Source organism: Actibacterium sp. MT2.3-13A (assembly GCF_018139985.1).
Taxonomy (GTDB): domain Bacteria; phylum Pseudomonadota; class Alphaproteobacteria; order Rhodobacterales; family Rhodobacteraceae; genus JAGSOU01.
Genome location: NZ_JAGSOU010000015.1, coordinates 16,097 through 31,484 on the forward strand (window position 1 = coordinate 16,097; position 15,388 = coordinate 31,484).

Consider the following 15,388-nt stretch of genomic DNA (forward strand, 5'->3'; position numbering starts at 1 on the left):
GCCCCGAGTCGCTCGGGGCGGGCCGGGAACGGTTATAGGCTTTCAGTGGTGCAAGGGTAAAGGGCGCATGCCGGGGCGACCAGCGCGTTTCCGCCGCTTGCAGAAATGCTGCAATTCATCGCCTGATGCGGGTGTGGTTTGCTTAAAAATGGCACTTTTCGAATTTCAGCGTGGCGGGCCGGGCCGGTTGGCGCCTGTGGGGCGCCTTGGCCCGGCCCTGGCCGGATGTCGCGGGACCGTGCTCAGACCGTTGCGCGGGCGTCGTCGGGGCGGGTCTTTTCGCGCCGCACCAGCAGGCGGTTCAGCGCGTTCACATAGGCCTTGGCCGAGGCCACGACCGTATCGGTGTCCGAGGACTGGCCGGTGACGATCTTGCCGTTCTCCTCCATCCGCACCGAGACGGTGGCCTGGGCGTCGGTGCCCTCGGTCACGGCATGCACCTGATAAAGCTGCAGCCGCGCCTCATGCGGGAACAGCGCCTTGACCGCGTTGAAGGTCGCGTCCACCGGCCCGTCGCCGGTGCGGGTCACCTGGTGATCCACCCCGTCGATGCTGAGCGTCAGGTCCGCCGATTGCGGCTTCTCGGTGCCGCAGATCACGCGCAGGAATTTCACCTGGATGCGGCCGTGGCCCTCGTCCGAGGAGCTGTCGCGCATCAGTGCGATCAGGTCGTCGTCGTAGACCTCCTTCTTGCGGTCGGCGAGTTCCTTGAACCGGGTGAAGACATCCTTCAGCTGGTTGTCGCCCAGGGTGTAGCCCAGGTTCTCCAGCTTGGAGCGCAGCGCGGCGCGGCCGGAATGCTTGCCCATCACCAGGCTGGTCTCGCTCAGGCCCACGTCCTCGGGGCGCATGATCTCGAAGGTCTGGGCGTTCTTCAGCATGCCGTCCTGGTGGATGCCGCTTTCATGGGCGAAGGCGTTCTTGCCGACGATCGCCTTGTTGTACTGCACCGGGAAGCCCGACACCGCCGCGACACGGCGCGAGATGTTCATGATCTTGGTGGTGTCGATGCCGGTCCGGTAGGGCATGATGTCGTTGCGCACTTTCAGCGCCATCACCACCTCTTCCAGCGCGGTGTTGCCGGCGCGCTCGCCCAGGCCGTTGATCGTGCATTCGATCTGCCGCGCGCCCGCGTCCACGGCGGCCAGCGCATTGGCCGTGGCCATGCCGAGGTCGTTGTGGCAATGGGTGGCGAAGACCACCTCGTCGGCGCCGGGGATGGTCTCGATCAGGCGGCGGATCAGCGCGGCCGACTCCTTCGGCGCGGTGTAGCCCACGGTGTCGGGGATGTTGATCGTGGTCGCGCCGGCCTTGATGGCGATCTCGATCACCCGGCACAGATAGTCGAACTCGGTCCGGGTGGCGTCCATCGGCGACCATTGCACGTTGTCGCACAGGTTTCGGGCGTGGGTCACGGTGTCGTGGATCACTTCGGCCATTTCGTCCTTGCTCAGGTTCGGAATGGCGCGGTGCAGCGGCGAGGTGCCGATGAAGGTGTGGATGCGCGGGCGGCGGGCGTGTTTCACCGCCTCCCAGCAGCGGTCGATATCCAGGGTCTTGGCGCGCGCCAGACCGCAGATAACCGCGTTCTGCGTCTGTTTGGCGATGTCGCTGACGGCGGCGAAATCGCCCTCGGACGCGATCGGGAAGCCGGCCTCGATGATATCGACCCCCATCTCGTCGAGCATGGCGGCGATTTCCAGCTTCTCGTCATGGGTCATGGTCGCGCCGGGGCTCTGCTCTCCGTCGCGCAGGGTTGTGTCAAAGATCAGGACGCGGTCCTGTTTCGCAGTATCGGTCATGTCGGTAATCTTTCGTCTTGTCCTTAGCGTTTGCCGGCGCTTGTCACTGACTGAGCGGCCGCGCCGAAGCGCGCTCAGCGCAGGCTAAGGAGAAGAAGCAGGGCACGGGGAAGCAGGGCGCGTGCGGCAGCCCCGGCAATGATGATATTCTGATCCCGTGCCATGGGGCGGAATATACGGGCTGCGGGCGAAAAGAAAAGCGCGAATTTCGCGGTTTTCCCAGCCGCCCGGCCACTGCGTCAACAAAGACCTTGTCGATGGCCTCGGCTTCAAGCTACGCTCAAGTTATTGAAATATTGGCTTTTGCATTCAGGTCGGCGGGTTGTCCCAGTGTCGACCTTTGACGGAGGGCGCAGCGCCCTGCCGGGCTGCTCTCTCCCAAACGACACGTCCGGGCAGGGCGTTGGCGTCGACGCGCCCCGCACCCGACCAAGAGGAGGGAATATCCATGGCGCATGTTGTCGTATTGGGGGCCGGGCTGGGTGGCACCATCCAGGCCTATGAGCTCCGCGATATGCTGGGCCGCGATCACCAGATCACGGTGATCTCCAACAAATCCTATTTCCAGTTCACCCCGTCGAACCCCTGGGCCGGCGTCGGCTGGCGCAAGAAGAAGGACATCACCATCGAGCTGGAGCCGGTGATGAAACGTCGCGGGATCGAGTTCATCTGCGACGGCGCCGCCAGGCTGGTGCCCGAGGAGAACCGGATCACCCTGCACAGCGGCCGCGAGGTGAGCTACGACTACCTCGTCATCGCCACCGGCCCCGACCTCGCCTTTGACGAGATCGAGGGCTTCGGCCCCGAGAACTACACCAATTCGGTCTGCCATATCGAACATGCCGAGATGTCGGGGGACAAGTGGGAGGATTTCTGCGCCAATCCCGGCCCCATCGTGGTCGGCGCGGTGCAGGGCGCGTCGTGCTTCGGCCCGGCCTACGAATACGCCATGACCATCGACACCGACCTGCGTCGGCGCAAGATCCGCGACAAGGTGCCGATGACCTTCGTCACCTCAGAACCCTATATCGGCCATCTCGGCCTGGGTGGCGTGGGCGACACCAAGGGCATGCTGGAATCGATCATGCGCGAGCGCTCGATCCGCTGGATCACCAACGCCAAGGTCGAAAGGTTCGAGTCCGACAAGGTGCATGTCTCCGAATGCGACGAGACCGGCGCCGAGAAGAAGAAGCACGAGGTCCCCTTCGCCTATGCGATGATGCTGCCCGCCTTCCGCGGCATCCCGGCGCTGATGGGGATCGAGGGGCTGGTCAACTCGCGCGGCTTCGTCATCGTCGACGAATACCAGCGCAACCCGGCCTATCCCAACATCTTCGGTATCGGCGTCTGCATCGCCATTGCGCCCAAGGAGCCGACACCCGTGCCCACGGGCGTGCCCAAGACCGGCTTCATGATCGAATCCATGGTCACCGCCACCGCGCATAACATCCCGCGCATCATCGAGGGCAAGGAGCCGACCGAGATCGCCACCTGGAATGCCCTCTGCCTGGCCGATTTCGGCGATGGCGGCGCGGCTTTCCTGGCAATGCCGCAGAACCCGCCGCGCAACGTCAACTGGTCGGCCAAGGGGCGCTGGGTGCATTGGGCGAAACTGGCCTTTGAGTGGTATTTCATGCGCAAGGTGCGCCAGGGCGTCAGTGAGCCCTTCTATGAGAAGGCCATCATGCGGATGATGAAGATCACCAAACTGAAGACCTGAGCGCCCCACGGGGCGGCCCAGCGCGATAAACCCTCCCGGCGTGGCCGGGAGGGATTTTTTTTCATGCGGGACCCTCGACAGGAGTGCTTTCCGCCCCACCATTTTTCTCATGGTTGGCACAAAAGCATTGGAAGGTACGAGAGCATTGATTGGAACAAGGGCATTGGTCATCGGCGCATCGGGCGGGATCGGCGCGGCCGTCTCCACCGCATTGAAGGCGCGCGGGGCGCAGGTCACGGGGCTGTCGCGGCGCGACGACGGTCTCGACGTCACCCGCGAAGAAACCGTCAAGGCCCGCCTCGGGAGCCTGGAGGGGCCGTTCGACCTGGTGTTCACCGCCACGGGCGCGTTGCATGGCGCGGGCCACGCGCCGGAAAAGACCTTCCGTGCGCTGGAGTCCGAGGCCATGGCCGCGCAATATGCGGTCAACGCGGTCGGCCCGGCGATGGTTCTGAAACATGCGATCGACCTGCTGCCGCGCGACCGGCGCGCGGTGATCGCGGTGCTGTCGGCGCGGGTGGGCTCGATCGGCGACAATTTGATGGGCGGCTGGTACAGCTACCGGGCGGCTAAGGCGGCGGTCAACCAGTTGGTCCGCACCGCTGCGATAGAGCTGGCGCGCACGCACCGGCAGGCGATCTGCGTGGCCCTGCATCCGGGCACGGTCGAGACGGGTTTCACCGCCGATTTCAAGGGCCGCCCCATGGTCTCGCCCCGGCTGGCGGCGCGAAACCTGCTGTCGGTGATCGACCGGCTGACCCCCGAGGACTCGGGCGGCTTCTACGACTGGAACGGCAAGCGCGTGCCGTGGTAGGCCGCCCGGCCGGGGTCGCCTACCAGACGCCGTTCTCGTCCAGATCGCCGCGCAACTCGCCCGGGAAATCCAGCGCGCCCGCGCGCGGGCGGGTGACGAGGCTCACCCCCACGAACAGCGCGACGCTGACGCCGATCACGCTGAGCGCCAGTTTCGGGTCGAACACGCTGACGCCCGCGATCATCGCCATGTAGATGGCCGTGCCCGCGCCCCCGATCAGCGAGGCCAGAACGCCCGAGGCCGTGCCCCCTCGCCAGAAGAAGGCGCCGATGGTGGCGGGGACGGTCACCACCAGCCCCGCCGCCGACAGCGCCGCCAGCTGATCCACGATCTGCGCCTTCTGCAGCGCGAAGATCGCGGCAAACAGCACCACCAGCACCACGATCACCCGGCCGACGAAGATCTGCCGCGCATCGCGCCCCTCGCCCTGCCGCGTCAGGTCGCGCGCCACCATCGAGCCGAGCGTCAGCGCGATGGAATCGAGCGTCGAGACCGCCGCCGACAGGATGCCGATGATCAGCGCCAGGCTGATCGCCACCGGCACCGCGCCGGATCCCAGCAGCGCCGGCGTGGCGGTGGCCGGGTTCTCCAGCCCGGGCGCGAGCACCAGCGCGGCAAAGCCCCAGATCACCGCAACCAGGGTGAAGACCAGGCCGAAGCCCAGCACCCAGAAGATCATGCGCCGCATCGCGGCCAGGTCGCGGGTGACGAACAGCCGCTGGCTGACCTGCGGGTTGGACAGCGGGAAGAAGAACCACGGCAGCGCCAGCGCGAGGAAGGTGGGCAGTTTCCACAGCCCCGGCCCGGGCACGTCCAGCCAAGGCCCGTTGGTTTCCTTCACCTTGGCGACGAAGGCGCCGGTGCCGCCGATCGCGGCCACCACGAAGCCGACCGCCAGCAGTGCCGAGATCATCATGATGCCGGCCTGCGCCGCGTCGGTCCACGCGACCGAGCGCAGCCCCGCGACCAGCGTCCAGAAGATCGCCAGCGCCGCGCCGATGGCGATCGCCGTCCCGAGCCCGATCTCGCCGCCCGTGACGCCCGACAGCAGCAGGCCGATCCCTGCCATCTGCGTGGTGCAATAGGGCATCAGGAAGACCAGGCTCAGCACCGCCACCAGCCGCGCGATGTTGCGGTCGCCATAGCGCGCGCCCAGCATCTCGGCGGGCGTGATGAAGCCCCATTTTTTCGCTGCCAGCCAGAAGCGCGGGCCGAACACCACCAAGAGCGTCAGCCCCGAGAAATAGATCAACTCGAACCCCAGCGCGCCGATGCCACCGCGATAGGTCAGCCCCGTCAGCACCACCAGCATGAAGGCCGAATAGGTCGTGGCCGCGTAGGACAGGCCCGAGACCATGCCGCCGATATGGCGCCCGCCGAGGTAGTAATCCGCCGCGGTGCCGGTGTTGCCGCGCGCCGCGGCAAAGGCGATGGCGCCGCCGATCACCGCGAAGACGGCGACGGTGGTCCAGATTAGCGTGGCCGAAATCATCGCTCAGACCCTCCAGCGCGCGACGCCCGCGGCGATCAGCGCGATCACCGCGCCGCCGAACAGGCACCAGAAAATCAGGATGTCGAGCGACGGCGCGCCGCCGGTGAGGATGCCGTAGGGCAGGACGATGCCCCCGGCGATGACCAGCCCGGCCGCGAGCAGCCACAGGGCGAAACCACGCATTTCAAGACCTCCCCTTCTTCAGACCGGCCCGCGCGCAGGTGCCCGGCGCCGCCGGGTGGCGCATCTGGCCGGGCGTTCAGTTGCCGTTCGCGGCCGGGGTGCCGGCCGGGTCGGGGGCACCTTCGGGCGGGGGCGCGGTGCCCTCCGTGGTGGCGCCTTCGTTGCCGCCGGTGGCCAGCACGCCATTCTTCCAGGTGCCGCTTTCCTCCTCGCCGCTGGCGTAGCGCATGGTGCCCTCGCCCTGCCGCTTGCCGGCGCGGAACATGCCCTCGTAGACATCGCCGTTGGCGTAGGTGGCCACGCCCATGCCGTCGATCTCGCCGTCTTTCCACGCGCCCTCGTAGGTGAAGCCGTCGGGCATCACGATCCTGCCCTGGCCGTGGCGCTGGCCCTCGGCGAAGTCGCCCTCGTAGGTGGTGCCGTCGGCATAGGTGGCCTTGCCCTTGCCGTGGCGCAGCCCGTCGCGCCATTCGCCGGTGTAGGTGTAGCCATCGGTATAGGTCATGGTGCCCATGCCGTGGTTCTTGGCGTTCTTGAACTCGCCCTCGTAGACCAGCCCGTTGGCATAGGTGGCGATCCCCTGGCCCTCGATCACGCCGGCCGCCCAGGCGCCCTCGTAGGTGGAGCCGTCGGGATAGGTGATCTTGCCGGTGCCGTCGGCCAACCCGTCGCGGAACTGCCCGACATAGACCGAGCCGTCCGGGTATGTGACCGTGCCCTCGCCCTCGATCTGGCCGGCGACCCAGTCGCCCTCGTAGACATAGCCGTCGGCGCCGCGGAAGGTGCCCTTGCCGTGGCGCTGGTCGTTCTGGAAGGCGCCCTCGTAGGTGTCGCCGTTGGCATAGGTCATCTTGCCCGCGCCGTGGCGCTGGCCGTTGACCAGAAGCCCCTCGTAGACATCGCCGTTGGACTGGGTGAGCGTGCCCAGCCCGTTGATCTGCCCGTCCTTCCAGGCGCCGGTGTAGACCAGGCCGTCGGGCATGGTCAGGGTGCCCTGACCCGCGCGCTGGCCGCGCTTGAACTCGCCCTCGTAGACCGCGCCGTCGGGATAGGTGATCTTGCCCTTGCCCTCCTTGACGCCGTCCAGCCACTGGCCTTCGTAGACATAGCCGTTGGGGCTGGCCATGGTACCGATGCCGTGGTGCAGGGCATTGCGGAATTCGCCCTCGTAGCGCACGCCGTTGGCGTAGTTGGCCACGCCCGTGCCGGTGATCTTGCCGTCGACCCAGTCGCCCTCGTAGGTGCCGCCGTCGGCGAAGGTGATCTTGCCCAGCCCCTCCGGCTTGCCCTTGGCGAAGCTGCCCTCGTAGACCGAGCCGTTGGGGAAGCGCGCGACCCCGGTGCCGCGGATTTCGCCCTCGACCCATTCGCCGGAATATTCGTAGCCGTTGGGCAGGCGGTAGGTGCCTTGGCCGTGCTGCTTGCCGTCTTTGAAGGTGCCCTCGTAGATGCCGCCGTCGTCATACTGCTTGGTGACGACCTCTCCCTCCTGCGCGCTGGCCGCGCCGGCGGTGGTGGCGATGAAGATGCCTGTCAGAACGGCGCGAAACGCAGCCGCGCCTGCCCCTGCCTTGTGCATGTGAGCCCCCTCGTGCCCTGAGCTTCTGTGCGCTGCCGCGCGGTAGGGCGAAGCCTAGTTGACCCCCCGCGCGCTGACAACGGTTTTCCCCACCATGCGGCTTTCCCTTGCCGACGGGTCTGCTAAGACAGAAGGCAAAAGGGGGCGCCCATGGCCGACAGATTCCGCCTGACACTTGCACAGTTGAACCCGACCGTGGGGGCGCTTGCCGCCAATGCCGAAAAGGCCCGCGCTGCGTGGCAGGCGGCGCGCGAGGCCGGCGCCGACATGGTCGCACTGCCCGAGATGTTCCTCACCGGATACCAGTTGCAGGACCTGGTGCTGAAGCCTGCCTTCGTGGAGGCCGCGATGGCGGCGATCGAGGCGCTGGCCGCCGCCTGCGCCGACGGCCCGGCGATGGGGATCGGCGGCCCCTACCTGGCGCATGGGCATCTCTACAACACCTATTTCGTGCTGCAGGGCGGCCAGGTCACGGCGCGGGTGTTCAAGCATCACCTGCCCAATGACGGTGTGTTCGACGAGAGGCGCCTGTTCGACAGCGGCCCGATCAACGGCCCCTATTCGGTCGGGCCCGTCCGCATCGGCACGCCGATCTGCGAGGACGCCTGGTATGACGACGTGGCCGAGGCGCTGGCCGAGACCGGCGCCGAGATCCTGCTGGTGCCCAACGGCTCACCCTATTACCGGCGCAAGTTCGACCGGCGGATGAACGTCATGGTCTCGCGCGTGGTCGAGACCGAGCTGCCTCTGGTCTATCTCAACCTCGTGGGCGGGCAGGACGACCAGGTGTTCGACGGCGGCTCTTTCGTGCTGAACCGGGGCGGCGCGCTGGCGGTGCAGATGCCGCAGTTCGACGAGGATATCGCGCATGTGGATTTCGTCCGCGCCGACGGTGGCTGGCAGGCGGAGGAGGGTGCCCGGGCGCGGCTGCCCGACGAGTGGGAGCAGGACTACCGCGTGATGGTGCAGTCGCTGCGCGACTACATGGGCAAGAGCGGTTTCTCGAAGGCGCTGCTGGGTCTCTCGGGGGGGGTGGACAGCGCACTGGTCGCCGCCATTGCGGCCGATGCGCTGGGCCCGGAGAACCTGCGCTGCGTGATGCTGCCCTCGGAATACACCTCGCCCGCCTCGCTGGAGGATGCCGAGGCGGTGGCCAGGGCGCTGGGCTGTTCCTACGACTATGTGCCGATCGACGCCGGCCGCGCCGCGATCACCGGGACGCTGGCGCCGCTGTTCGAGGGGCGCGCGCCGGACGTGACCGAGGAGAACATCCAGTCGCGGCTGCGCGGGCTGCTGCTGATGGCGATCTCCAACAAGTTCGGCGAGATGCTGCTGACCACCGGCAACAAGTCCGAGGTGGCGGTGGGCTATGCCACGATCTACGGCGACATGGCGGGCGGCTACAACCCGATCAAGGATCTCTACAAGACCCGCGTGTTCGAGACCTGCCGCTGGCGCAACGGGAACCACCGCGACTGGATGAAGGGCCCGGCGGGCGAGGTGATCCCGCCCCGGGTGATCGACAAGCCGCCCTCGGCCGAACTGCGCGCCGACCAGAAGGACGAGGACAGCCTGCCGCCCTACGAGGATCTCGACCGCATCCTCGAGATGCTGGTGGACGAGGAGGACAGCGTGGCCGGCGTCGTGGCCGAGGGCTTCGACCGCGAGACGGTGAAGAAGGTCGAGCGCCTGCTCTACACCTCGGAATACAAGCGCTTCCAGTCCGCGCCGGGCGCGCGGCTGACCAGCCGGGCGTTCTGGCTCGACCGGCGTTACCCGATCGTCAACCGCTGGCGCGACGACAGCTGAGGCCGGTCGCCCGGCGCGCCGCCTAAAGCTCGCTCAGGACGCTCTCCGCGACCAGCCGGGCGGTGTCCTCGCGGGTGCACAGCTGCGTCGCCTCGGTTATCACCGTGGCCGAGGCCGCCGCGGCGCCGTGTTGCAGCGCCTTCGCCAGGCTGGCGTTGCGCGCCAGCGACAGGGTGAAGGCGCCCACGAAACTGTCGCCGGCCCCGACCTTGCTCCGGATCGGCACGTCGGCCGCCGCGACATGCAGGCGCCGCCCCCCGGCGGCCAGCACCGAGCCGTCAGCGCCGCGCGCCACGATCACCACCGCCGCCGCGCCCTCTTCCACCAGCCGCGCCGCGAAGCCGGCGCTGTCGGCGCGCGCGGGCAGGGGGCGGCCGGCCAGCGCCTCGGCCTCCTCTTGGTCCATCCGCAGCACATAGGGCGGCGGGGTCTTGGCCGGCGGCGTGGCGAGATGCCTCAGGGCCGGGCCCGAGGTGTCGACGATCAGCTTCGCGCCGCTGCCCTCCAGCCGGGCCGCGACGCGGGTGATGAAATCCTCCTGCAGTCCCGGCGGGTTGGAGCCGCTGACCACCACATAACCGTCCCGGATCACGCTTTGCCCGATCATGGCCAGCATGGCGACGCTGTGCGCCTCGTCCCATGCCGGGCCGGGCATGACGAAGCGGTATTGCTGGCCGGTGCCGCGGTCGGTGACGGCGAGGCTCTGGCGGGTCTCGCCCGGGGCGCGGAAGGGCAGGTAGTCGATGCCCTCCGCCTGCAGCAGATCGCGCAGCATCCTGCCGGTGGCGCCGCCGAGGGCGACCAGCGCGCGGCTGCGCCCGCCGAGGACGCGGATCGTGCGCGACACGTTGATGCCGCCGCCGCCGGGATCGCTGCGCGGCGGGTCGCAGCGCAGCTTGGGGCCGGGCTCCACCTGGTCGGTGGCGGTGGAGAGATCCACCGCCGGGTTCAGCGTGATTGTGAGAATATCTTGCATAAGCTGCGCCCGGTTTGCCCTCGGGCACAGCTTGCCACCCCGGCGGCGGAGGGGAAAGGGGTCAGCCGTTCAGCATCATCTGGTAGCTGGCGGGGACATATTCGAACCCGTCCGCGCGGGGCTGGACATATCCCATCGCCGGCCAAGGCATGTGATAGCCGATGAAGGGCACGCGATCGGCCGCCAGCATGCCGAAGACCTTGCGCCGGCTCTGCGCTGCCGCGGCCTTGTCGCTGTCGAACTTGACCTCCCATTCCGGGTAGGCCAGCGACCAGACATAATGGTTGGCGGTGTCGGCGATCAGGGCCAGGCTCTGGCCTTCGCTTTCCAGCATGTAGGCCATGTGGCCCGGCGTGTGGCCGAAGGCCGCCATCGCGGTGATGCCCGAGGCGACCGCGCCGCCGTCGTCGAGGAAGCTGGTCTTCTCGGCCAGCGGCCTGACCTTGGTGTCGAAGCCCTCGTTGCCCATCTTGGCCCAGGCGTCGAATTCGACCGCGCCGGTGACATAGCGGGCATTTTCGAAGGTCTCCCCGGCCTCGCCCGACAGCCCGCCGATGTGGTCGCCGTGCATATGGGTCAGCACCACCGTGTCCACCTGGTCGGCGCCATAGCCCGCGGCCTGCAGCGCCCCGGCGATGCCAGCGGGGTTGAGCCCGGTGTCGAACAGGATCAGCTCGGAGCCGGTGTTGACCAGCGTCGGCGTGAAGAAGAACTGCGCGGCCTGCGTGGGCAGGAAGGCGGCCTGCGAGACCTCGGCGAATTCCTCGGCCGGGACATTCATGCCGAAGATGCCCTGCGGGTTTTCCACGGTGCGGGTGCCGGCCAGCAGCGCCGTCACCTCGAAGGCGCCCAGCCTGAAGCGGTTGTAGGGGGCGAAGCCCCCGCCCATCATCGGGGCGGCGGCGGTTGCGGTCTTGGCGGCGAGGCCGGCCAGCGGCAGGGCGGCGCCTGCGGCAAGGGCCTGTCGGCGGGTCAGAGTCATGAAATCCTCCCTCGGATGCGTTGGACCTCGGCAAGGATAGCATCGGCGCGGCGGTTTTCCACGCGGGCGCTCCGCGCTGGCGCACATGTGATGTGCGCGCCTATTCCCACCAGCGGTCGATCGCCGCGATCTGGGCGTCGGACCAGCCGAAGTGATGCGCAAGTTCGTGCACATAGACATGGGTGACCAGCACGGGCAGCGGCACCTCCTCGCGGTCGATCCACTCGTCGAGGATGGCGCGGCGGAACAGCCAGATCGTGTCGGGCCGGTCGGGCTGGTCCATCACCGATTTCGAGGTCAGCGGGATGCCGTCGTAAAGGCCGGTCAACTCGAACGGATCGTCGATCTCCAGGTCGCTCAGCATGTCTTCGGGCGCGAACTCCTCCACCCGGATGGCGACGGCGCGGGCGGCCGCGGCGAAGGGCGCGGGCAGCGCGTCGCGCGCGGCCAGCGCGAGGGCCGCGATGTCGTCGGCGGAGGGCGGGGTTTCGAAGGCTGTGCTCATGCCCCCGATATGGACAAAAGCGCGCCGTTGTGAAAGAGCAGCGCTCAACAGGAGAGACCGATGACCGTTACCCGTTTCGCGCCGTCGCCCACCGGCTACATCCATGTGGGCAACCTGCGCACCGCGCTGTTCAACTACATGATTGCCCGCAAGGCCGGGGGCACGTTCATCCTGCGCCTCGACGACACCGACCCGGAGCGCTCGAAGCAGGAATACGCCGACGCGATCCGCGAGGATCTGGAATGGCTCGGCCTGACCTGGGACCGGATGGAGCGCCAGTCGGAGCGGCTGGAGCGCTACGAGCAGGCCGCGCAGGAGCTGCGCGACAAGGGCCGCTTCTACGAATGTTTCGAGACGCCGACCGAGCTGGACCTCAAGCGCAAGAAGCAACTGAACATGGGCAAGCCGCCGGTCTATGACCGCGCCGCGCTGGAGCTGTCGGAGGAGGAGAAGGCGCGCCTGCGCGCCGAGCGCGGCAACGGCCACTGGCGCTTCAAGCTCAGGCAGGAGCGGATCGAGTGGACCGACGGCATCCTGGGCGACCTGTCGATCGACGCGGCCTCGGTCTCCGACCCGGTGCTGATCCGCGGCGACGGGCAGTTTCTTTATACGCTGGCCTCGGTCTGCGACGACATCGACTTCGGCGTGACCCATGTGGTGCGCGGCTCGGACCATGTGACCAACACCGCGACCCAGATCCAGATCATCGAGGCGCTGGGCGGCGCGGTGCCGTCCTTCGCCCATCATTCGCTGCTGACGGGCCCGCAAGGCGAGGCGCTGTCGAAGCGTCTGGGCACGCTCAGCCTGCGCGACCTGCGCGCGCAGGGGGTGGAGCCGATGGCGCTGCTGTCGCTGATGGCGCGGCTGGGGTCGAGCCAGCCGGTGGAACTTTGTTCGTCGCTCGACGAGCTGATCGAGGGGTTCGATTTGTCGAATTTCGGGGCGGCGCCCACGAAGTTCGACGTCGACGACCTGTTCCCGCTGACCGCGAAATACCTGCACTCCCTGCCGTTGGAGGCGGTGGCCGGGGATGTGGCGGCGCTGGGCGTGCCGGCGGACAAGGCCGAGGCGTTCTGGAACGTCGTGCGCGAGAACATCACCGTCAAGTCCGACATGGCCGCGTGGTGGGAGCTGTTCTGCAACGGGGTTGAGCCGCTGGTCGATGACGAGGACCGGGAGTTCGTGGCGCAGGCGCTGGCGATGCTGCCCGAGCCGCCCTACACGGCCGAGAGCTGGAGCCGGTGGGCCGCCGAGGTGAAGGACGCCACGGGCCGCAAGGGCAAGGCCCTGTTCCTGCCGCTGCGCAAGGCGGTGACGGGGCGCACGCAGGGCCCCGAGATGGCCGATGTGATGCCGCTCTTGCAGAAGAAGCCCGCGCTGGGCTGAGGCGCAGCCTTTCAAATCTGATCCGCCCGGGGCGCATGGCGTCCCGGGCAGCGCCCGCCCCGGAACGAGCGCCGCCCTCTGGCGGCACGCATCTCGGCCGCGGATTTGCCATCCGGAACCCGGCCTCAACTCCGCTCGCGGGTGACCTCGATCCGCCGCTGCGCGATCTGGCCGTCAACGAAGGCGGTCTCCTCGGGGCGCAGGCGCTGGTGGCGCGGGTAGATCGGCGCGCTTCGGTCGTCGAGCACCGTCATGTCCCAGCCGTCTGTGGTGTCGAAGAAGCGGGTCGCGCCGGCCGCGCCGAATTCGCGCAGATAGCCCTGCACCACCACGTCGAGATAGCTCAGCAGGATCGGGTGATCGTCCGCGCGCGGCGCGGCGTGGGTGTCCTCCACGGCGTAAAGCTGCACCTCCACCGGATGCGGCGCGCGATGCTCCACATGGCCGCTCACCGGATGCCGCCGGTAGGCGCCCTCGCGCTTGTCCAGCGCCGCCCAGTCATGGCCCGGCACCGCGGCGATCAGCCCGTCGATCCTTTCGCCGTGGGCGGGGACCACGGTCAGGTAGGCGACCTTGCGCAACCTCGTGCCGCGCCAGGCCCGGCGCCAGCCCTTGACGCTGGCATGATAGGGCGAGGGGTAATCATGGGTGGCCCGGTTCACGAGCGAGCCGTATCCGAAGAAGAAAGGGTCCTGCATGAGGTCAATTTGGGGTGTCGCTGGCGCCACGCAACCCCTTGCCTGAATGCGACGCTTCGCTTAGGGTCCGCGCCATCCGCGAAGGGAGAATCCGGGCCCGCCCGGTGCCGAAGGAGCAACCGCCCCGGTAAACTCTCAGGCCGAAGGACCTTCGTGGACAAGACACTCTGGAGAGTGGCGCGGAAAGCGCGCCCGCCGAAGGGATAGCGTTCTCAGGCGACAGGACAGAGGGGGCATCGGACGAGGCGGCCAGCGGGGCCGCCCTGCGATGCCGCGCGTAGTGGGCCGGCAATGAAGGGGACACTTATGTCGGAACTGAAGCGGACGGGGCTTTACGATCTTCACCTGGAGCTGGGCGCCAAGATGGTGCCTTTCGCCGGTTACGAGATGCCCGTGCAATACCCTCTGGGCGTGATGAAGGAGCACCTGCATTGCCGGGCGCAGGCCGGGCTTTTCGATGTCAGCCACATGGGGCAGGTGATCCTGCGGGCGAAATCGGGCGTCGTGGACGATGCCGCGCTCGCGCTTGAGGCGCTGGTGCCCGTCGCGCTGCTGGAGCTGAAAGAGGGCCGCCAGCGCTACGCGATGTTCACCAACGACGCGGGCGGGATCCTCGACGATCTGATGGTCGCCAACCGCGGCGACCATCTGTTCCTGGTTGTCAACGCGGCCTGCAAGCAAGCCGATATCGCGCATCTGCGGGCCAACCTGTCCGAGACCTGCGAGATCGAGGAGATCACCGACCGCGCGCTGCTGGCCCTGCAGGGCCCGGCCGCCGAGGCGGCGCTGGGTGGGGTGGTTCCGGGCGGCGTGGCCGGGATGAAATTCATGGATGTGGCCGTGCTGGCCTCCGGCTTCGGTGATTTGTGGATCTCGCGCTCCGGCTATACCGGCGAGGACGGGTTCGAGATTTCGGTGGCGGCCGGCCACGCCGAGGCGCTGGCCCGCGCGCTGCTGGCCAATGACGCGGTGGAGCCGATCGGGCTCGGCGCGCGCGACAGCCTGCGGCTGGAGGCGGGGCTCTGCCTTTACGGCAACGATATCGACGAGACCACCACGCCGGTCGAGGCGGCGCTGAGCTGGGCGATCCAGAAGGCCCGTCGCGCGGGCGGCGCCCGCGCGGGCGGCTTCCCCGGTGCGGACCGCATCCTGAAAGAACTGGCCGAGGGCCCGGCGCGGCTGCGCGTCGGTCTGCGCCCCGAGGGCCGCGCGCCGATGCGGGCGCACACCGCCCTGTTCGCGGACGCCGAGGGCGGCGCGCCGGTCGGCGAGGTCACCTCGGGCGCCTTCGGTCCGTCGATCGAGGGGCCGATGTCGATGGGCTATGTCCCCGCGGCGCTGGCCGCCGAGGGCGCCACGATCTACGGCGAGGTGCGCGGCAAGCGCCTGCCCGCCACTGTCACGGCGCTGCCGTTCCGTCCTTCCACCTACAAACGCTGAGG

The 15,388-nt window shown here is 68.2% G+C and carries 13 protein-coding genes and 1 riboswitch; of the genes, 5 read left to right on the top strand and 8 right to left on the bottom strand.

What is annotated here, in order from left to right:
* Positions 1-242: 242 nt before the first annotated feature.
* Complete coding sequence (locus tag KCI33_RS13440) at positions 243-1,802, bottom strand: 2-isopropylmalate synthase (protein WP_212525318.1); 1,560 nt, start codon at positions 1,800-1,802, stop codon at positions 243-245.
* Positions 1,803-2,250: 448 nt separating this feature from the next.
* Between KCI33_RS13440 and KCI33_RS13445 the strand changes: the two genes are divergently transcribed.
* Both KCI33_RS13445 and KCI33_RS13450 read left to right on the top strand, forming a co-directional pair.
* On the top strand, positions 2,251-3,522 hold the full coding sequence (locus tag KCI33_RS13445; protein WP_212525319.1) for an FAD-dependent oxidoreductase: 1,272 nt from the start codon (positions 2,251-2,253) through the stop codon (positions 3,520-3,522).
* Positions 3,523-3,631: 109 nt separating this feature from the next.
* Positions 3,632-4,336 (top strand): SDR family NAD(P)-dependent oxidoreductase, encoded by a 705-nt coding sequence (locus KCI33_RS13450; RefSeq protein ID WP_212525320.1) that lies wholly within the window; start codon positions 3,632-3,634, stop codon positions 4,334-4,336.
* 19 nt (positions 4,337-4,355) lie between these two features.
* Here KCI33_RS13450 and KCI33_RS13455 read toward each other — a convergent pair whose 3' ends face one another.
* The 3 genes from KCI33_RS13455 to KCI33_RS13465 form a co-directional block, all read right to left on the bottom strand.
* On the bottom strand, positions 4,356-5,828 hold the full coding sequence (locus KCI33_RS13455; RefSeq protein ID WP_212525321.1) for a sodium:solute symporter family protein: 1,473 nt from the start codon (positions 5,826-5,828) through the stop codon (positions 4,356-4,358).
* 3 nt (positions 5,829-5,831) lie between these two features.
* Positions 5,832-6,011: a hypothetical protein gene (locus KCI33_RS13460; protein WP_212525322.1), complete on the bottom strand. Its 180-nt coding sequence runs from the start codon at positions 6,009-6,011 to the stop codon at positions 5,832-5,834.
* 76 nt (positions 6,012-6,087) lie between these two features.
* Positions 6,088-7,590, bottom strand: coding sequence for a 2-isopropylmalate synthase (locus tag KCI33_RS13465; protein WP_212525323.1), 1,503 nt, complete (start codon positions 7,588-7,590; stop codon positions 6,088-6,090).
* 150 nt (positions 7,591-7,740) lie between these two features.
* On the opposite strand from KCI33_RS13465, the gene KCI33_RS13470 reads away from it, so the two are divergent.
* Positions 7,741-9,399, top strand: coding sequence for an NAD+ synthase (locus KCI33_RS13470; protein ID WP_212525324.1), 1,659 nt, complete (start codon positions 7,741-7,743; stop codon positions 9,397-9,399).
* Positions 9,400-9,421: 22 nt separating this feature from the next.
* Here KCI33_RS13470 and KCI33_RS13475 read toward each other — a convergent pair whose 3' ends face one another.
* The 3 genes from KCI33_RS13475 to KCI33_RS13485 all read right to left on the bottom strand — a co-directional run bounded on the left by KCI33_RS13475 (position 9,422) and on the right by KCI33_RS13485 (position 11,862).
* The gene (locus tag KCI33_RS13475; RefSeq protein ID WP_212525325.1) at positions 9,422-10,375 is read right to left on the bottom strand and encodes a 1-phosphofructokinase family hexose kinase; all 954 of its coding nucleotides are present in this window, start codon (positions 10,373-10,375) and stop codon (positions 9,422-9,424) included.
* A gap of 61 nt (positions 10,376-10,436) precedes the next feature.
* Positions 10,437-11,357, bottom strand: a complete 921-nt coding sequence (locus KCI33_RS13480; protein WP_212525326.1) for an MBL fold metallo-hydrolase — start codon at positions 11,355-11,357, stop codon at positions 10,437-10,439.
* 100 nt (positions 11,358-11,457) lie between these two features.
* Complete coding sequence (locus KCI33_RS13485) at positions 11,458-11,862, bottom strand: metallopeptidase family protein (protein ID WP_212525327.1); 405 nt, start codon at positions 11,860-11,862, stop codon at positions 11,458-11,460.
* Between the two features lie 60 nt (positions 11,863-11,922).
* On the opposite strand from KCI33_RS13485, the gene gltX reads away from it, so the two are divergent.
* On the top strand, positions 11,923-13,248 hold the full coding sequence (gene gltX / locus KCI33_RS13490; RefSeq protein WP_212525328.1) for a glutamate--tRNA ligase: 1,326 nt from the start codon (positions 11,923-11,925) through the stop codon (positions 13,246-13,248).
* A 125-nt stretch (positions 13,249-13,373) separates the two neighbouring features.
* Here the strand turns inward: gltX and KCI33_RS13495 are convergent, their stop codons facing one another.
* Positions 13,374-13,946 carry a gamma-glutamylcyclotransferase family protein gene (locus KCI33_RS13495; RefSeq protein ID WP_212525329.1) on the bottom strand — a complete coding sequence of 191 codons (573 nt, stop codon included), beginning with the start codon at positions 13,944-13,946 and terminating at the stop codon, positions 13,374-13,376.
* Positions 13,947-14,018: 72 nt separating this feature from the next.
* A riboswitch (glycine riboswitch) is annotated at positions 14,019-14,107 on the top strand.
* A 145-nt stretch (positions 14,108-14,252) separates the two neighbouring features.
* Here KCI33_RS13495 and gcvT point away from each other — a divergent pair.
* Positions 14,253-15,386 carry a glycine cleavage system aminomethyltransferase GcvT gene (gcvT, locus tag KCI33_RS13500; protein ID WP_212525330.1) on the top strand — a complete coding sequence of 378 codons (1,134 nt, stop codon included), beginning with the start codon at positions 14,253-14,255 and terminating at the stop codon, positions 15,384-15,386.
* The last annotated feature ends 2 nt before the right edge of the window (positions 15,387-15,388 follow it).